This window comes from Chitinibacter tainanensis DSM 15459 (assembly GCF_000429785.1).
Lineage (GTDB): Bacteria > Pseudomonadota > Gammaproteobacteria > Burkholderiales > Chitinibacteraceae > Chitinibacter > Chitinibacter tainanensis.
The window spans coordinates 189,162-208,179 of record NZ_KE386953.1; the positions used below are offsets into that span (position 1 = coordinate 189,162).

16 protein-coding genes and 1 pseudogene are annotated in these 19,018 nt (G+C 51.3%); 4 read left to right on the forward strand and 13 right to left on the reverse strand.

What is annotated here, in order from left to right:
• Positions 1-439: 439 nt before the first annotated feature.
• The 7 genes and pseudogenes from G482_RS0115650 to G482_RS0115675 form a co-directional block, all read right to left on the reverse strand.
• Positions 440-1,171: a hypothetical protein gene (locus tag G482_RS0115650; RefSeq protein WP_028450818.1), complete on the reverse strand. Its 732-nt coding sequence runs from the start codon at positions 1,169-1,171 to the stop codon at positions 440-442.
• Between the two features lie 226 nt (positions 1,172-1,397).
• Positions 1,398-1,667, reverse strand: a complete 270-nt coding sequence (locus G482_RS20955; protein WP_084414762.1) for a DNA translocase FtsK — start codon at positions 1,665-1,667, stop codon at positions 1,398-1,400.
• 54 nt (positions 1,668-1,721) lie between these two features.
• Positions 1,722-2,633 (reverse strand): annotated as a pseudogene (locus G482_RS19105) (ADP-ribosylglycohydrolase family protein).
• 62 nt (positions 2,634-2,695) lie between these two features.
• Positions 2,696-3,751, reverse strand: a complete 1,056-nt coding sequence (locus G482_RS0115660; RefSeq protein ID WP_028450819.1) for a hypothetical protein — start codon at positions 3,749-3,751, stop codon at positions 2,696-2,698.
• Positions 3,752-3,762: 11 nt separating this feature from the next.
• Positions 3,763-5,988 (reverse strand): ATP-binding protein, encoded by a 2,226-nt coding sequence (locus G482_RS0115665; protein ID WP_028450820.1) that lies wholly within the window; start codon positions 5,986-5,988, stop codon positions 3,763-3,765.
• An 80-nt stretch (positions 5,989-6,068) separates the two neighbouring features.
• A complete protein-coding gene (locus G482_RS20400) occupies positions 6,069-6,449 on the reverse strand; it encodes a hypothetical protein (protein WP_028450821.1) in 381 nt (126 codons plus the stop codon).
• Positions 6,450-6,752: 303 nt separating this feature from the next.
• Positions 6,753-7,739 (reverse strand): helix-turn-helix transcriptional regulator, encoded by a 987-nt coding sequence (locus G482_RS0115675; protein ID WP_169721092.1) that lies wholly within the window; start codon positions 7,737-7,739, stop codon positions 6,753-6,755.
• Positions 7,740-8,720: 981 nt separating this feature from the next.
• On the opposite strand from G482_RS0115675, the gene G482_RS0115685 reads away from it, so the two are divergent.
• The 3 genes from G482_RS0115685 to G482_RS19120 all read left to right on the forward strand — a co-directional run bounded on the left by G482_RS0115685 (position 8,721) and on the right by G482_RS19120 (position 10,661).
• Positions 8,721-9,287, forward strand: coding sequence for a sigma-70 family RNA polymerase sigma factor (locus G482_RS0115685; RefSeq protein ID WP_028450823.1), 567 nt, complete (start codon positions 8,721-8,723; stop codon positions 9,285-9,287).
• Complete coding sequence (locus tag G482_RS19115) at positions 9,271-9,519, forward strand: hypothetical protein (RefSeq protein WP_034619872.1); 249 nt, start codon at positions 9,271-9,273, stop codon at positions 9,517-9,519. The genes G482_RS0115685 and G482_RS19115 overlap by 17 nt, the downstream gene beginning before the upstream one ends.
• A 248-nt stretch (positions 9,520-9,767) precedes the next feature.
• Positions 9,768-10,661: a cation diffusion facilitator family transporter gene (locus G482_RS19120; RefSeq protein WP_051259105.1), complete on the forward strand. Its 894-nt coding sequence runs from the start codon at positions 9,768-9,770 to the stop codon at positions 10,659-10,661.
• Positions 10,662-10,708: 47 nt separating this feature from the next.
• Here G482_RS19120 and G482_RS0115700 read toward each other — a convergent pair whose 3' ends face one another.
• Positions 10,709-12,325: a methyl-accepting chemotaxis protein gene (locus tag G482_RS0115700; protein WP_169721093.1), complete on the reverse strand. Its 1,617-nt coding sequence runs from the start codon at positions 12,323-12,325 to the stop codon at positions 10,709-10,711.
• Positions 12,326-12,401: 76 nt separating this feature from the next.
• Positions 12,402-12,860, reverse strand: a complete 459-nt coding sequence (locus tag G482_RS0115705; RefSeq protein ID WP_028450825.1) for a cache domain-containing protein — start codon at positions 12,858-12,860, stop codon at positions 12,402-12,404.
• 175 nt (positions 12,861-13,035) lie between these two features.
• Between G482_RS0115705 and G482_RS19125 the strand changes: the two genes are divergently transcribed.
• On the forward strand, positions 13,036-13,677 hold the full coding sequence (locus G482_RS19125) for an SRPBCC family protein (protein ID WP_034619874.1): 642 nt from the start codon (positions 13,036-13,038) through the stop codon (positions 13,675-13,677).
• Positions 13,678-13,845: 168 nt separating this feature from the next.
• Here the strand turns inward: G482_RS19125 and G482_RS20875 are convergent, their stop codons facing one another.
• The 4 genes from G482_RS20875 to G482_RS0115730 all read right to left on the reverse strand — a co-directional run bounded on the left by G482_RS20875 (position 13,846) and on the right by G482_RS0115730 (position 18,998).
• Positions 13,846-14,229 carry a YbdD/YjiX family protein gene (locus G482_RS20875; RefSeq protein WP_028450826.1) on the reverse strand — a complete coding sequence of 128 codons (384 nt, stop codon included), beginning with the start codon at positions 14,227-14,229 and terminating at the stop codon, positions 13,846-13,848.
• Complete coding sequence (locus G482_RS0115720; RefSeq protein ID WP_028450827.1) at positions 14,222-16,285, reverse strand: carbon starvation CstA family protein; 2,064 nt, start codon at positions 16,283-16,285, stop codon at positions 14,222-14,224. Before G482_RS0115720 ends, G482_RS20875 begins: the two co-directional genes overlap by 8 nt.
• A 293-nt stretch (positions 16,286-16,578) precedes the next feature.
• Positions 16,579-17,292 (reverse strand): two-component system response regulator BtsR, encoded by a 714-nt coding sequence (btsR, locus tag G482_RS0115725; RefSeq protein ID WP_028450828.1) that lies wholly within the window; start codon positions 17,290-17,292, stop codon positions 16,579-16,581.
• Entirely contained in the window at positions 17,292-18,998 is a 1,707-nt protein-coding gene (locus G482_RS0115730) for a sensor histidine kinase (protein ID WP_276324786.1), read from the reverse strand. Before G482_RS0115730 ends, btsR begins: the two co-directional genes overlap by 1 nt.
• Positions 18,999-19,018 lie beyond the last annotated feature (20 nt).

Below are 19,018 nucleotides of genomic sequence, written 5' to 3' on the forward strand. Positions count from 1 at the left end.
ATTTCCCCTAGACAAAATGGCCCCACGCAACACGGCAGTCGGCTCAGCTATTGGCTTTATAAAAATATAGGTTATTTAGCAAAATAAACACACCAACACACAAAATTAACTTTAGATGATTTTCATCAAATACCTTTCTAAAGCCCCAAACAATTTTATAGATATAAATAATCTATCGATCTTGCCTGCAAAGCACAATCCGCGAGCCATACGAACTCATTGGACTAACTAATCCCTCTTGACCTCCTCCCTACAAACCGAGCGGTCTGACTTAGAGATCTCGGGCTTCATTGATATACTTTATCTTCCACCTGGGAATTTCAAATTAACCACCTAGAATCAGCACAAGTTATGCCTAAAAAAACCACTCACTATTCTAGCCATCTGATCATACAAATCAACTCTCACTAAATAAATCTCATTAAAACACGAGAAGTTGCTAATACCGATATTGATGCCTAGCCACAATATCAACACTCACCGCACCAATGCGCAACAAATCAGCCAATGACACTGGTGGCATGCAATTAAATGAATTAGACCCTATCAACGCATCCAGCAATTTACCCCTTGCCATTGGCTCTACATTCGGGGATTCACTTCCGTCCTTGTCGACCCCATACATCTTGACTTGCATGCCACACCCATTTTTTAAATCGCGGGTTTTCATTATTGATTTATAACGACACAGTGTGTCATCCCTAGCTTCAACCCCTTGATAAGCACGGTCTTTTTCATTCAAATAAAAATCAATTTCCAACTCAACTTCGTAGTCATACATCGCGTCGCCTTGGTCTGCAGCCTTTCTTTGCAACGTCTGTCCGACTTCAGTTGCAATGCTTTCTACATCGGAAGTGATTTTCCGAAACTTCGCGTCTAATTCATGCAGCGCATGCTGTTGCAATACAGATAAATCACATGAACTAATCGCCATTTCTCGATCAATTCTTTTCTGTTTTCGGATTAAATAAATGGAGCGCTCCAGTGACTCCAATTCCTCGATGAGAGATTCGCTCAAACCTGCGTTTTTTCGTTGTTCCGGTGAATAAGCCTTCAACTCAGCAATTATTCTTGGCAAAGTTGCCTCACCCATCCAGTACAAAGCCTGACTTAAGCTTTCGCAAGTCGCTGCAATTTCAATATTATTATTTAACTGTTCGCCACTTAACATGAGCAACCTCGCCACACAAACACAACCAATTTACTACAAGACTTTAATTAATGCCCCTACCGCATCGTGGAATGTATCAGTGCAAAAACGCGGGCGATTACCAAGATCAATCGTTAAAAAATCGGAGTTCATTTACCCAAATCAATATTCTAATGCGCAACATGACCTTTAGTAGGTTTGTATCAAATAGTTTTTAAAAGCCCCACCAATACGATAAATTCACAATCTATCGATCTTGCCTGCAAAGCACAATCCGCGCGCCATCCGAACTCATCGGACTAACTAGTCCCTCTTGCTCCATCCTTTCCACCAACCTCAAAATACGCTTATAGCTAAAATTCTCGCCTAGTTGATGGCACATAAGCCTTTGCAGTCCTGATGCTGATGCCCGATTTGTCTCAAGAACCAAAGCAACTGCATACTGGTATAAAAAATCCGCAGGCATTGGACCGCCCCCTATCAATTCCTTGCAATTCATAATACAACGACGCTCCATTAATCACATTAAAGCGATAATTAATTATCAACCCTAGTTCAGAGGCACTTTCACCTAGGCAACGATTTTTGACCTATTGCAGAGATTTAAAGCCACCGACAAGATATCCGAACTCATCACAATCATATCTTGCCAATACGCTGGTATAGCATTAATCCCATAAAAGGCTCCTGCAATTTGTCCGCAGATAGCTGCTGTTGTATCAGCATCGCCACCCAAATTTGCGGCACGCAATACTGCACTGGCGAAATTGTTTGTAGACCAAAAACACCATAAAGCAGCCTCTAATGACTCCACAACATAGCCAGACCCATAAATCAAATTTTCGGGTTTATCACGCCAGGCACCTGATGCAATGTCCGCAATCTTGGGTGCCGTTGAGTGATAATTTGAGGAAAACAAAATGGTATCTTTATCAACTCCACTCAGCGCTAAGTACAACTGACGGGCAAATAGTTTCGCCGCTTCGATGGATTCTTCCGCCGCGTGCGTCGTACGGGAACTCTCTCCAGCATAATGAATTAACTGATCTGGATCGTTGAAGTAGTACATGGGAATCGGGATCAGTCGCATGATTGAGCCATTCCCAGCGGCTTTTGGACTTGTGTCCCCACTAAAAGGGTTACCAGAGCTCCGAAACTTTCTCAGGGCTCGCTTAACCGTGCCACCAATATCAAAACATTACCCATTGCTGCTCATATAGCCAGATGACTCCCACCGGCAATATCGATTCATCTGATCTAGAGGGTCAAAGCCTTGGCACTCGAGCAAACTATGCGCTAGACATAGAGCCATTGAGCAATCGTCAGTCCATTCACCTGGCCGAAGGTTGAAAGGACCACCACCCACCATGTCTGTTATTGGTTCAAATGAACCTCGATGTTTAAATTCAAGGGTTGTGCCCAAAGCATCACCACAAGCAAGCCCCAATAGGCCGCCCTGGAAGCGCTCTAACTGTGAAATCATTTGTATACCCTTATCTTCGATTCAGCCCGTATCCTTAAGCAACTTTTAAAGGTTTGGCAAACCTACTGATTCATCGAGCCACTTTCAAAGACCACCCGCACGTCATCAACAATACGACCACGAGTAAGATGCAAATTTCTCGTCACCTTAGAGGCACAGGGTGGCCAGAACACAATTGAGTCTGTGTAGAAGGTTAATTGCTGCGAGTGTCCAAGTATGAAATGCCGAAGCGCAACTTGATTGCCAGTCAATTGAAGCAATTGATGACGGACGGTTTCCCAAGCATGGGTCTTATATATCCTGAATATCCCTTTAGGATCGATAGTCCCCGTCAACTGATTGCAATTCCCAAGCCATTCTTTAGACAAAAAAAGCACATGGCCAGCAATGGCATATTCGCGATACTTTCCGCTGGAGAACATGAGAGAAACGAACTGTAATTCAGTAGCTTCATCCTCTTGTATTGCGACTTTACTTCGCCCGCCCTCTTTCAAAGTACCTTCGAGACGATCCGTTATTGAATTGATTGTGGCACGGTGTTTTTCTCGATCTGAAGTGACCCACCGCGTCATTACGGCCTCATTTTCTACCCCTAAGGCAGACCTGAGTTCCGCAAGAACTGGCTCGATATACGCATCACCTATAGTTGCTTTATGAAGATTTACGAGTTTGCCCGCTTTCTTCGCGCAAAGCCGAATATCCTCTAGTGTTATTGGAGTAAGGGCACTAGAAATCAATTGCTCCAAAGCATCGATTCTTGAAATAAACTGCAAGGCAGCTACTTGCACGGAAGCCTTCTCAGCCACAGCAACAGGGATCACTGCCATAAATGAGTCAAGTTGCAAAGGCTGATGCCCCTCCATCCCAAGGATAATTGCAAGGTGCATCGCATCGGCTTGAGTCATGCCCACTGCGATATGCTGAGCATGTTGTCTTGCTCCCTCTTGTCGCAAATCAACCAAAATTATATTCAGCGAAGAATCTGGCTCTCGGGCTGCCAAGAGGACATCTATGCTTGGTTGCCAAACCGTAAGTTTTTTCAATACAGCCCAAGCTTGGATTGATTGCACTAGATCGTCACCAAGAAGTACTTCGTTCATCACGAGTCGAATTTTCATGACCTGTCACCTCAAAAGCCTATTTTGTGCTTGTTAGGCCCTTTGTTTGCATGTATTCGCTCGAGACGCTCAAGCCAAACCAGAGGGTCAGTTGAAGTGCCAAGCAACCAGTCTTGTTGTTTGGCTGCATGAAAGTCACCAGCAGTTAAACTATCAAGTCGTCCTAGCCGCTGCATCAAAATCTCGTCAAGATATAGGTCATCGGACTTCAACGTGGTCTTCAGTAAATCGATTCGCTGCTCCGTACTCAGGGGCAAGAACTCAACCATCAAGGAGAAACGTCGTATAACCGCAGGGTCGAGGGCATTGACGAAATTGGTTGTGCAAATGAAAACTCCGTCGAATTGCTCCATTTGCTGCAGTAACTCGTTTACCTGAGTGACTTCCCAGCTATTATGCGCAAACTCGCGCTTCTGAAAAAAGCTATCGGCTTCATCAAGCAGCAGAACCGCTTTGGCTTCAGCGGCTGCGACAAACATTTTTTTTAGCGCTTTTTCTGACTCGCCAACATATTTCCCGAGGAGGTCTGCGGCGGTGTAACGCAGCAAAGGTCGATTAATTTCTTGGGCGATATACTCGGCTAAGCAAGTTTTACCAGTGCCAGGAGCACCAAAAAAGCACAGTTTGCCATGACCATTACGCTGAACCGCAGAGATGACCTGTGCTATCGGCACGGGTAGTTTTAGATTTAAAAACCGTAGTTGACATTCACTGGACTTGCCTTTGGCAAGGGTAACTTCTTCCCCATCGCGGGCTAAGCGTCCTTCTTTAAGTTGCCGCAGGATTGCCTCATCTAAATCATGTTGAGGATTGCCTTGGTGTGCTAACTTTGCAAACTCAGCGACAGCCGCTATTTCGCTATCAGAGATGACATCTTTATTGGCAAGGGCTTGCTTCAGCGAGTCACTCACGGGCAAATTAGCTAGTAATGTATTAACTAATCCGTTCCGTTGCGTGGGTTTGACTTGCGAAAGGAGTAGCTGAACTTGGAAAAAATCCATCACTTCCCATTCCAAAGGAAGTTCGTGATTAATCAACCAGATCGTTGGAATCGCATTATTAGCCAGTAAATCAAAAAGCTTATGGTTTTTGATTTTTCCCTCTGTAATTTGAAGGCCAAACTCACTCGGCTGACTTTTAGGAAAAAAATCATCAGCGCACTCTACAACCAATACTCCACGCCCCTTCTCTAGAAGATTTTGCAAAAGCGTGACATCTGCAAGTCGGTAGAAGGCAGAGCCTTTACGGCCGGTTGGCTTTTGTTGGCAATAGCCAGGAACACTAAGCTGCTGGAGCAAGGTCTTCGCAATGGCCATCTTGCCACTACCTGGCACTCCACGAATTAGTAAATTGATGCCACTTTGACGTGTTTTCAATGCACCATTTAAACAAGCCAGAAGATCTTCGAACTTACCATCAAGAAGCTCAACGGGTGCCCGCTCCTCCGTGATATCTATGGGGACTGGAAATAGACGCTCGCGCAACTGATTAATGTCGATCTTAAAATTTATACACGCATCGAAGTTGTCGCCTATTTTGACAAATTCACTGGAAGTTTCACCCCAATCTTCATCTTCAAAGTGAATAATGCCAGCCCCAAATAGACGAGAATCTTTCGAGATGACGCTTTTTAACTCAGTCAAAAGACACCCTAGCATTTGCGCTAGGAATTTGATCTTATCGTTATTGTTTGAACCTATTTTTCCTGTTTCACCTGGTAAATCTAAGCTATCCGATTTGCAAAGTATGAAGTCGATTAAGACGCGCTCCGTAGGCGTCAAGGAGATCAGAGCATCTAAGGCGGAGTAAGGTCTAACACCCTCAAATTCATTTAGCTGACGATCTAAGTACTGAATTGAGCGAGAAATTAAAGCTTGATAACCGTCTGGCTGGCGTTGGGCATAACGACTCAAAAGTTGAGGCACATTTAAGGCCGATTTGGCGCCTTTAGCTAGATATTGAACATGGAACACTTGATCTGAGACGTTCGTAATCAACGAGCGCTGCCGCAGAATCACGCATTCCCTGAGGCAGAAGAAGTCCGCTGCATCAAATTGCAGATAAGGCAGCAGCGTGCCCAGCATCCCTCCCACTTGAAACACGCGGCCATTTGCCTCTTGGATGTACAACTCATCCGCCAATAAGTATCTCGCACTTAAGAGCGCCAGATATTGATTCCACACGATTTCATCGGGGCTAATCTGACGAGCCCCAACACGACGTCGATGTCCTGACATGGTAGATCGCTCCAATTAAAGATTGATTGGAGCATAGCCGACAACCACGACAAAAAACGTCGTGGCCAAGAGTAACAATCCTACTTGTCCTCTGACTGTTTCAGCATTCCACTCACAAGCAAACTCTCATAAGCATTCACCGAATTAATGACACCACTGACTAAAGCCAACAAGATATCTGAATCTTTAATGTTATCTTTTTCTTGTAAATTTTCTAACGTTTTATTCAAGACCTGTTGAGCTCGTGCAGGAATACCATCTTTCGCCTCCAACAAATCTTGAAGTGTCGTCATTAAACTTTCATTATTTTTTCCGCCGCTTGCATATTTATTCGTTTGATAATCATCTAACTGTTTACGCAGACCTTCCACATCGCCAACAAGCTTGCCAATCTTAAAACGATCAACACCATCAGCAACACTTAGACGATGCTCCCTTGCCGCGTATTTTAAATGTTCCAATAGGCCTTTTGGTACATCATCAGATTTGATGTTTCTAACTAATGTATACGTCCATCCTCAAAGGGCATCACACGATAAAGAGTCACTCGAACATTTTGGTCTGCGAATAGATCTCGCTCTATACCGCACAACGTTTTTTCTTCAAGATCAGCTGGAAAGTTAGTTGGCCAATTCACCTCGCCATCCGCACTCGCAACCGAGGCAACAAGCCCAGTTCGTTCAAAAAATTTTAGCGTAAAATGCTGCTCATTAATTATTGATCCTTTAAAAACAATAACCACTTTCGAATTTTTATTCAGGCATTCATTCTCGATACATATCTATTGATTTAGCCAAGATAGATTCTATTTTTGCAGCCAAATCCACAGGGGCAATAACTCTTACTAAATCCCCAAACCCCAATATCCACCAAATTAAGCGCTGACTCTCTCTTACCGCTGCTTTTACTAGGACTTTTCCATCGCCAAGCGTAACCAACATTTGGTTCTCTGATAATGGCGTGGCGCTAAGGTGATATGCAGCAGCTACATCCATGATCAACTCCAGTTCGATCACCTGGCCAGTTGGATAGTTGAAGAATCCCTCATCAAGATAGTCCTGCAATTGGAAATCATCAGGCGGTATAAACTGCTCATCAAGCATCTGAGCACAATGAATCCTGTCGATTCGAAATTGTCGATTTTCAACACTATCCCCGTAACGGGCTATCAGGTAATAGATGCCATCTTTGCTAGCAATTGCTAGTGGCATCAACTTCCGTTCGCGTCGAAGATCTTGCTTGTTAGTGTAGTCAACCAATAACCACTTATTCTCGAGTAATGCTTCCGCCACAACTCCAAACACAGAAATTGGTATATTGGCTGGCTGCAAAAGTGGCGGCACTTCACCAATTTTCCCCATCCAATTACGTTCATTAGGATAATGAATGCGTAACGTATCGGAAGCCAATTGAAATTCTTCCTTTAGCGCATTCAATATTTGCTCGGGCACGAGATGCTGTAATTTATGTTGAATAAGCTGGAGAGCAAACGCGCGCTCGCGAGAAAAACCGATCAATTTGGTTCCTCGATGCACACGTATCCAGCGGTCCTCTTTGCCATGCCTTTCTCGGCTCACCCACCCTACCTGCTCAAGATCACACAGGTAGCGCTGAAGTTGTCTCAAACTCATCTCAAGTGCGCAAGAGGAAAGCCACGCACATAAACGCGCATTGTTAAATCCGGGCTGCTTTTCTGGCAAAGCCTCAAGCAACCGTGCAACCAATTCAACCTGAGCGACCACACTTGACATCAAGCTCTCGCATATTATCAGCATACAAATCTGACTAAAATACTACCTCACAATTACAGTGCCATCAATTTCAAACTTGAAAAATCAATTGGTTATTTATTTCCTACCCAACATCCGCTTTAATTCGACGCACCGACTGGCTATCCCGAAGATGGCACTCTACGACTAGCTTTGAGACAAGCGCATTAGCCTCCGCTAGCGATCTTATCCACTTTACCTTCTTGATTACGTGAGTACATTGAATTAAGGCCTGCGATGCAGGGTCATGCTTAACCATCCGCCGCTCCGACGCACAAGTGCAGCCTGACTAAGTCACTAAATCCTTCGGGATGTGGATTCAACTCCTGCAGCAAGGAGTTGAATTCATTAGCAGAGTCGTTGGGCGGTGACGCCAATACCGGGCATGCTGACCAATATTGCAAGAGAAGGTCTAGTTATCTACGATAAATTAACTATCTCGGCAAATTGGCTCGGCTTGAATGTAATTGCAGCGGATTACTCGGCATAACTGCCAATAGCAGGAGTGGCTTTAAAATTCGACCCTCTGATCCGCCACCAATACTCAATAAAAAAGCCCTTATTTTTCAGGGCTTTTTTATTTGCCATTACCATGAGCGCATGAATCAACCACTCATGCAGTCCATGTAAAGCTCTAGTACTCCGAAATCGCTGTCAGATTCAGATGATTCGCTCGACTAAACTTTAGCCTTGGTTGTGCAGTGAATAATGGGTGGGCGCCCCCGGTCGGCTACCCGCTTGGATTTCAGCCAAAAACTCGCCATACCGTACCGTGACCAAATCTGTCCAAATCTGAGCGCGAATACTGCGTGGGTGTACGCCGAGGTGTAATCGATTGCGACAATTGTAGACGCACTCGCTACTGTTTTAGCTGTGGTGGCCATTGTTGAGCTATCTTGGGCGATAGCGGCAGGCCCGCGGGGTTTGTTGCACAGCTTCGAAATTAAAACTAAGGGATCGATGATGAGTCAGCAGGCTTTGCTGTGGCTGGAAGAACACGGCGATATGCTGTATGCCTATGCACTACGCCGCTTGGGTGATGCGCATCAGGCCGAGGAAGCGGTACAAAACACGCTATTGGCCGCGCTGGAAAATGCCAGCGGCTACGCAGGGCGCGCCAGTGTCAGCACTTGGCTGGTTGGGATATTGAAATACAAGATTATTGACCAGATCCGAGAGCAACAGCGCTGGCATGCGCCGATCAGTCAGGATGAAATCGAGCAAAGTGTGGGGGAAGATGACCTGTTTAGCGCCGATGGCCACTGGGCGCATGAGCCCGTGGAATGGAGCGACCCCGCGCAGCTACTGGATCGCAAGCAATTGCAACAGCGACTAGAGCGCTGCTTGGCGCGCCTGCCGCGCCGAATGGCGCAGCTGATCTGGCTACGCCAATTGCAGGATGAGCCCGCCGAGCTGGTGTGCCAAAGCTTAGGCATTAGTCAGGCGAATTTGTATCAACTCTTGTTACGCGCCCGCCAAACTTTGCGGGTATGCCTGAGTGAAGGAGGTCAGCATGCTCACCTGTCGTGAAGTTAGCCGCAGCCTCACCCTGCAAACTGAAGCACCTCCTACTTTGTATCGGCAGCTACAAATCCGGCTGCATTTGCTGATTTGCCACAACTGCCGACGCAACCGCCGCCAGCTGCAAGCGCTTAACGCCTTACTCGCGAGCGAAACGCAAACTACAGATCACGCGCCTAGCTTACCCGAGCCAGCCAAAGCACGCCTGCGGGCCAAACTCGAAGCGGTAAATAAAGACTAAACCACGCTGGCTGCAGGGACTGCGCTATGGACAGTTAGCGGATTGGCTAAGCAACTCTGCTTATCTAGTCCGTTAGCAGCCGGCTCGAAACTGCCCGCTAATATGGTTTTCCCCCCAGCCTGTCCCCGCTAGGAATGAGTCATCCATCATCCCCATGCTGCTTCAAATCGCAAAAATGCAATCGACACTTCATCTTTGGTTAAGCTTCACACACTAAGCTCTCGTTTCTATCGCGATACGCCACCACCATGCATGATCAAACCGAATTAAGCCCAGTTTCTCCCGCAAAAAAAACCGCCGCCAAACGCAGCCTCTGGGTCAGCGTGGCAGTCAATCTGGTGCTAACCACCATACAAGGCATAGTTGGGCTGTGGGCAGGCTCGCAAGCCCTGGTGGCCGATGCACTGCATTCTTTATCCGATTTGCTCGCAGATTTTGTGGCCATGCTGGCCGGCCACCATAGCCAAAAGGCCGCGGACGATGATCACCACTACGGACATCATCGTTACGAAACCGCCGCAGCCCTTGTCTTGGGCCTACTGCTGATCGCCGCCGGAGTGGGCATGCTGTGGGGTGCGGCCACCAAGATTAGCGGCGCAAGCCCCTTGCAAACGGTGCATCCTGCCGCCCTCGTGGTGGCGCTCATTGCCTTGCTAAGCAAAGAGCTGCTGTTTCGCTATATGCTGGCCATTGCCGAGCGCGTGCGCTCAAGCATGTTGGTGGCCAATGCCTGGCATGCCCGGGCCGATGCCGCCTCTTCCTTGGTCGTGGCGCTGGGGATTGCCGGTAATCTGCTGGGCTATCCGTGGCTAGACCCCATTGCAGCGATATTGGTCGGCTTTATGATCGGTAAATCGGGGCTCGAATTTGCCTGGAATGCACTGAGTGATCTGATGGATCGCGCGGCCGATGAAGCCACCGTGCAGCAAATCGAACAGGCGCTACGCAACACGCCGGGGGTGCAAGGCTTGCATGATCTGCGCACCCGCAAAATGGGGGACATGGTGTTGGTGGATGTGCATCTGGAAATCGATGGGCAGCTCACCGTGCAGCAAGGCCACGCCATCGCCGTGGCGGCGCGAACCAATGCCATGGCCAAATTACCCGTGCTGGATGTAATGACGCATGTGGATCCGGTTTAGTGCACATCTACTTGGCAAAAAGCGTTAACGCAAGTCGCAAGTAAAGGTCACACCCGAAAATGACCAATCAAGCGCTGCAGCTGGCCGGCAGTTTGATGAATGCTTTTCGCCCCGCGGTGTGCTTCGTCCGAACTATGCACGTTGGCATTGCTTGCTTGGGCAATCTGCTCGGTCATTTGCACCAAATGATCCCCATGCTGGCGCTGATCTTGGACAATTCCCACCAGCTCCACCAAGGCCGCCAGTGCGGAATGCGAGCATTGGTTGAGTTCAGATAGCGGCTCTTTCAGCGCGCAAATATGCTCGACGCCGGTGCTCACTTGAGTGCTGGCCGACTGCATTTGCTGGCCGGCCTCACCACTTTGCAGCTGAATTTGCTCCAGCATTTTTTTGATTTCACTGGTGGCAGTCGATGTGTTTTCCGCCAGTTTGCGCACTTCATCCGCCACCACGGCAAAGCCCCGCCCAGCTTCACCGGCGCGGGCCGCCTCAATGGCGGCATTCAGCGCCAGTAGATTAGTTTGCGCGGCGATCTCGGCAATTACATTAGCAAAATTGCTAATCGCGTCCGAGCTAGCCTGTAAATGCTGCATGCCTGCACTACTAGACTGCACCAATGCGGCAATTTTCTGGATTTCATCTGCCGCCGCATTGACCAATTGCTGGCCGGTATCGGCAATCTCGGCCGTACGCTGCGCCACCTGCTGCGCAGCATCTGCATGCTCACCCGCCTGATGTAAATTACCGGCCATTTCCTCCAGATCAACCGCAGCGGTGCCAATAGATTCATTTTGCTGCCGCACCGCCTGAGTAATCGTGCCCGAGGCATGATCCAGTTCACTGGCTGATTTTTCTAGGTGTTCGGTATGCGTATGAATCTGGACCACCATTTCGCGCAGCTGCTGCTGCATCTGGGCCAAGGCCTTGAGTAGTTGCCCCAGCTCATCCTCGCCCTGCGGCTTGATCTCTTGGCGCAAATCCCCTTGCGCTACGGCATTGGCAATGCGGCTGGCGGAATAAATCTGGCTCGAAATCCGCCGCAGCACCGCAATACTGAGCAGCGCCGCCAACGCGGCGGCCACAAGCGTACCGATCATCATCAGCCACTGTATGCGCCGCAACTGCTGATCCACTTCATCTCGCGCGGTATGGCTTAACGTGGTTTCCAGCGCTTTCAATTCATGCACTTGAGCGCTCAGATCGGCAAATAGTTTGTCCGTCGACTGCATCATGGTGACACCCATATTGATGTCATCCGAGGCCATATCCAGCACTTCACTGACCGATTTCTGATATTGCGTTGCGGTTTTCAAGATAGCCGCAGCCTGCTCTTTTTCGGCGGTAGAGAGCTGAGCTTGTTCTTGCCATTGTTTGAATTTGGCTAGGGCATCGCCTAAGCCGGCTACCAGCCCCTTGGATTCACGCGCGAAATACTCCGCGCCCAAGGTACCTGTCCAGGTTAAGGTGCGATAGGTTTGCACCTGCGCCTGCTGCAAACCCAAGCCGAGTGAGTTAACCGCCGCCAGATTAGCAAAGCGGGTATTACTGATTTCATCCATGCCGGTGCGGACATACTTGCCGGCCAGCAGCATGAGGCCAGCAAAAGCCAGCAGCATCACCAAGGTCACCAAGGGAGGCAAGAGCAAACGATAGAGCAGACGCATGATCATGATCCACTAAGCTGCACGAAGAATCGCGGCGGGTCGTAACCCCGCCGCAGTGCGACCCAAAACGCGCAACTTAGCGCTTATAAATACCGGCGCACACCACCATCGCATCCAGTTTTTCGCAATACATTTGCTTGGGCAGAATTTTCTTGGTAACCGGATCGGTGAATTTATAGTCTTGCCAGAACTTACCTTTGCTATTGGCCAGCTCAACCCGCTCTTTCACAAAAAGCTTGCCATCGGGGTCTTTCAGTTCCAGGAGGTCTTTCCCCACCTGCTTGGCATTTTGGCCATGTGCCAACACTTTGCCCTGCAAGTCATACACCACCGGATACAAATCGCCCACGACCCATTTGCTGTCTTTATTGGTGATTTCTTCCAATGTTTTGGCCTTATTGGCTTTGATGGCGGCGACTGCTTTAATCACCATCGCCTCAGCCTCTTTGGCGGTCGCGAAATCTTCAGCCACCGCAGTCACAGCCACTGACCAAACCAAGGCTCCCAACAGCACCAGCACACGCTTCAATGTCATGATCCTTCCCCAATGCAAACAAGAGTTTCAATTATTGCTTACTAAAATCGAAATACAAGTTCAAACAATGGGACAGCCATCGACACACGAAGTGTTTCATCTACCCACCGCACCGCGGCCTGTCATCATTTCGACATTTGTTTCCCCCTAGTCTGTCGGCAGGAGGAACCCGGCCATGCTCTTAGTTCAGCGCCCAACAAAAATCTGCCCACCGCAGCCCCCTCGCCGCCCAAGCTCCAACATCTGGCACAGCTTAAGCTTTGTGGTGCTGAGCCTGATGCTCACGGGCTATAGCTGGGGCACGGAGCTGGGCAGTGTCAAAGTGGAAGTCAGCCGGCAAGAGCAAACCCTGCAAATCCGTGGCCGCTACCAAGTGGCCGCCAACCCAGACCAGGTGTTTGCGGTGCTGACGGATTACGAGCGGATGCAGCAGTTTGTTCCCGGGCTACTCAGCAGCAAGGTGCTGGCGCGAGAAGGCAAAGTGCTGCGCTTGCAACAACAATCGCGCCATCAACTGGGGCCGTTTAGTGTGGTGGCCGATTCGATTTCCCGCATTGAGTTACGCGCCCCCGAGGAAATCCTCTGCCAGTCGCTGCAAAATTCGCAGGGTGAATTCAATAGCAGTACCCGCATTCAGGGGCTGGGCGAGCGCAGCGAAGTGATTTTTGAAGCCAGCTGGCGCCCGACGAATAGCGTGTTGCTAAATCTGGGCAGTAGCGCCGTGCGCGCGCGGGTGCAGGAGCAATTGGCCAGCATGCAGCAGGAAATCCAGCGCCGCTACCCACCGCTGAGCCAACTACAGGCTAAAGCACCCTAATGGGTATCTGGCTAGAATCAAATCAATACTTAGCCTACGGGGTGTTACCCTAACCAGGTATCTGCAAACGACTCATTAGCCCACTCGCCCAAGCACACCAGCCCAAAACGAGCCCGCTACAAACAACAAAGCAGCGCTCTGCGCTGCTTTGTTGGCCCTACCCGTACTTCAACACGGGCATTTGTTGACGTTACCGGCGCCGGGAAAGCGCGCATCCAGGCAATATCGATAAAACGCCTCACGGCTTAAGGGCGTGGCCTCGGGGTGCTGGCTGCGCATATGGTCGAGGTAGTATTCATAATCATGAATCCCGACCATCAGCCGGCAGGTTTGCACCACTTTTTGCGCCGTGTCTTTTAGCCCGGTGAGCCAGCCCGAGCCCAGGCTGTAGCGCTCGAAATCGGCCGCGCTCATCGCCTGCCCTTGCGGGCTGGCGGCTTTTTGCTCGGCCAAATAGCGGGCGTAGGCGGCGCTGAGCCCTTCTTCACGCGCCGCGGCGCTGGTGGGCGGCGCGGCGGGTGGCTTGGGTAGCAAAAAGCTCAGATCAAGCATGGCTGGCCTCATTCAGCGCGGGCGTGGCTTCATGCACGCTCGGCTGCGGGTTGGCCAGGGCTTTGCGCACATGCACGATGGTGGCAATCAGCATGGTCAGCGCCACCAGCATAAAGAAGCCGCACAACACGGCATTGATCTGGTTATTGAACACAATGCGCTCCATATCTGCCAATGATTTGGCCGGCGCCAGCACCGTGCCCTCGGCCAGCGCGTTTTGAATGCGCTGCGCTTGAGCGAGGAAACCGATCTTCGGATTTTCATGGAAGATTTTCTGCCAGCCAGCGGTCATCGAGGTGACAAACAACCAAGCGGTAGGCACCAGCGTTACCCAGGCATAGCGCTCTTTTTTCATCTTGAACAGAATCACCGTGCCCAGTAGCAAGGCCATCGAGGCCAGCATCTGGTTACCGATCCCGAACAGCGGCCACAGCGTATTAATGCCGCCCAATGGGTCGGTCACGCCCTGGTACACAAAAAAGCCCCAGCCCGATACCGCCACCGCGGTGCCCAGCATATTGCCGGCCCATGATTGGCTTTTGGCCATTCCAGGGATAAACACCCCGGCGGTATCCTGCACCATAAAGCGGCAAGCCCGCGTACCAGCATCCACCGCAGTCAGGATAAACAGCGCTTCGAACAGAATGGCAAAGTGATACCAGAACGCCATCATGGCCGTGCTATTGAAAATCTCGCTGATGATATGCGCCATGCCCACTGCAAACGTCGGCGCCCCACCGGCCCGCGACAGAATCGAGTGCTCGCCCACATCTTTGGCGATCTGGGTGAGGATTTCCGGGCTAATCACAAAGCCCCAGCCATTGATCACCGTGGAAGCGCTCTCTACGGTTTTGCCAATCACCGCCGCGGGCGAATTCATGGCGAAATACACGCCCGGATCGAGCACCGAAGCACAAATCAGCGCCATGATGGCCACAAAAGACTCGCACAGCATCGAGCCATAGCCAATCATGCGCATATGGCTTTCTTTTTCCACCAGTTTGGGCGTCGTACCCGATGACACCAGCGCGTGGAAACCAGAAATCGCGCCGCAGGCAATAGTGATAAACAGGAACGGGAACAGCGAGCCCGAGAACACTGGGCCAGAGCCATCAATAAAGCGCGTTACCGCTGGCATTTTCAGCTCCGGCGCGGCAAACACAATCCCCACCGCCAAGCCAGCAATCACACCGATTTTCAGGAAAGTAGACAGATAATCGCGCGGCGCCAGCAGCAGCCACACCGGCAGTGCAGAGGCCACAAAGCCGTAAATCACCAGCGCTACCGTCAGCTGCGGGCCGGTCAGGGTAAACAGCGGGCCCCAGTATGGGTCGGCCGCAATATCACCCCCAAAGATAATCGCCGCCATCATCAGCACAAAGCCAATGATGGAGATTTCCATAATCCGGCCCGGGCGCAGATAGCGCATATACACGCCCATAAACAGCGCAATCGGGATCGTCATCGCGATCGAGAATACGCCCCATGGGCTTTCGGCCAAGGCTTTGATTACCACCAGCGCCAAGGCTGACAAGATGATAATCATCACGCCCAAGGCGCCCACCATGACAATAAAGCCGGGGATGGCGCCTAATTCCTGCTTGGCCATTTCACCCAGGCTGCGGCCATCGCGGCGGGTAGAAATAAACAGCACCAAGAAGTCTTGCACCGCGCCCGCCAGCATTACGCCGACCAAAATCCAGATCGTGCCCGGCAAGAAGCCCATTTGCGCCGCCAGAATCGGCCCTACCAGCGGGCCCGCACCGGCAATCGCGGCAAAATGGTGGCCAAACAGCACCCATTTATTGGTCGGTACATAATCCAGACCATCATTGCGCCGCACCGCCGGGGTAAGACGGCGATCGTCCAGCTCGAACACCTTTTCGGCGATAAATTTGGAATAAAAACGATAGGCGATGCTGTAGCAGCTCACCGCAGCCAGCACCAGCCAGACCGCATTCACATGCTCGCCGCGCGACAGGGCCAGCATGGCGAACGAAAACGCGCCCACCAGCGCCACCACCAGCCAGCTTAACCACTGCTTGGGATTGGGCATGACACACCTCAAACGGATTTTTGACGGGCTAAGACTAAATCGCCGGGCGGGCGTTGCGGCGGCTCACTTCAGTGAGCGGTGATCGGCAGGATTAAGCGGTTGATGTAGCGACTGAGCGGCGACTACATGACGAGACAATAGGTGAGGAAATGACCGCCGAAGTTTGGCTGTGCACTGCGCCCTCATTCTCAGGCACAGCAACGCTAGTCCGTAGCTGGCACGCGGCACAGAGTCACTACAACATACCCAGCCATGTATAGCCACCAGAATCAAACAGCAATTTGATTACCGAGCTATACCCCTAGCATGTCTTTCAGGCTTTTCAGATAGCGCCGGCTCACCGGCACCTGCTGGCCACCCCGGGTGGTGATTTCGCCCGCGCCGTTATCCAGTAGGATAATCTCGGCAATGCGCTCGGGGTGAATCAGATGCTGGCGATGGCAGCGTAGCAGCGGGGTGCGGGCTTCCAGTGTTTTGAGGGTCAGCTCGGTAAAATGGGCCTGCCCTGCCTGATCCAGCAAATACACCCCCGACAGCTTGGCCGTCACCGCTTCCACCTCCGCCAGCGGCAGCAAGACAATCCGGTCGTGGCGATGGCAGGGTAACTGTTTGAGCTGCTGGCAGGCGGTAAGGAGCTGGTAATCGGGTGGCTGCAATTGCTTATGCAAACGGCGCAGCGTCTTGGCCAGCCGCTCGGGCTCGACGGGCTTGAGCAGATAATCAAAGGCATGCTCTTCAAATGCTTGCACCGCGTGTTCATCAAAGGCAGTCACAAACACAATCAGCGGCATGCGCTCGACATCCAGCATGGCCACCAGCTCCAGCCCCGACAGCCGCGGCATCTGGATATCCAGAAACACCACCTCAGGGCGCAGTGCATTGATTTGCTGCATGGCTTCGATGGCATTGCCCGCTTCGCCAATGATCTCGTGCTCGCCGGCCTCGGCCAGCAAGCTGCGTAATTCGGCCCGCGCCAGCGGCTCGTCATCCACCAACAGTATGCGCATTACATCCCCTCCAGCGCCGGCTGATGCGGTACGGCCAGGGTAACGCGGGTAAAGCGATCAGGAATGCGGCTCACCCGCAGCCCGTATTCCGGCCCAAAGCTGACTTTCAAGCGGCGATCCACCAAGCCCATGCCCATGCCATCGCTGCTTTTGCGCGCCGGCTCATACAGGCCAGCATTGTCTTCCACATGCACCAATAGCTGGCCATTATCTACCTCAGCAAACAGCCGGACCCGCCCAATGCCCAAAAGCTGGGCGGTGCCATGCTTGATCGCGTTTTCTACCAAGGGCTGCAGCGAAAACGCCGGCAATCGTTGGCGGGTATCAATGCCGTCCAGTTGCACATCTACCTGCAAGCGCTCGCCAAAGCGCGCCAGCTCGATTTGCAGATAGGCATTCACATGCTCGATTTCATCGGCCAGCGTGGCCATTTCATCCGGGCGTTTCAGATTTTTGCGGAAAAAAGTCGATAAATGCTGCACCAGTGCGCGAGCGCGTTCCGGGTCGAGCCGGATCACCGCATTAAGGGTATTGAGCGCATTAAACAGAAAATGCGGATTGACCTGCGCATGCAAGAGCTTGATTTCCGCTTGCGCGAGCAAAGCTCGCTGCGCCTCAATGCGGCCGGTAAGAATCTGCCGCGACAACAGCTTGGCAATGCCCTCGCCCAACGTGCGATTCAGCTTGGCAAACAGCCGCCCTTTGGGCTCATACAGCTTGATGGTGCCGATCACCTGATCGTCGGCATCTTGCAACGGGATCACCAAGGTCGAGCCCAATTTGCAATCGGCGTGAATCGAGCAGGTATAAGCGACTTCATTCCCATCGGCATACACCACGCGATTATCGCGCAGCGCTTCCTGCGTATGCTGAGAGGTAATCGGCGTGCCGGGCAGATGGTGATCGGCGCCCGTGCCGATAAAGGCCAGCAGCTTTTCGCGGTCGGTAATGGCCACCGCGCCCACGCCGGTTTCTTCAAAAATAATCTGCGCCACTTTCATCGAATTGGCTTCGTTAAACCCTGCGCGCAAGACCCCTTCGGTGCGAGCCGCAATCCGCAGCGCATGCGCTGAAAACGCGGTGGAATATTGCTCGGCCAGCGCGCGCCGATCGAGCAGCAGGCGCATAAACATCGCCGCGCCGATGCTATTAGCAATCAGCATCGGCAGCGCCACATGATCCACCACGCTAAACGCCACATGATACGGCCGGGTAAGCAGCAAAATAATCAGCATTTGCAGCATTTCGGCTACCAGCGCCACCCCGGCGGCCAGCATGGGCTGAAATAACAAATCCACTCGCCCACGCGCCAGCAGCGCCCGATGAATCAGACCGCCCAGCAAGCCTTCGCACACGGTGGAAATCATGCAGGCCACATCGGTGGGCCCACCCAAGGAATAGCGATGCAGCCCGCCGGTAAACCCTACGGCCAGCCCCACCGACGGCCCGCCGAGCAAACCACCGAGCACCGCCCCGATGGCGCGGATATTGGCAATCGAATCATCGACCTTGAGGCCCAGATAGGTGCCCAGAATACAAAAGCCGGAAAACACCAGATAGCAGGTGAGCTTATGCGGTAGGCGAATGGTGACCTGCATCAGCGGGCGAAACAGCGGCGTGCGCGCCAGTAGCCAGGCGATAACCAGAAAAATGCAGGTTTGCTGCAAAAGCTGCAGGACTAGCTGCAGCTGCTGTCCGAACATCATTGCGTCTCTCCTGAAGATGC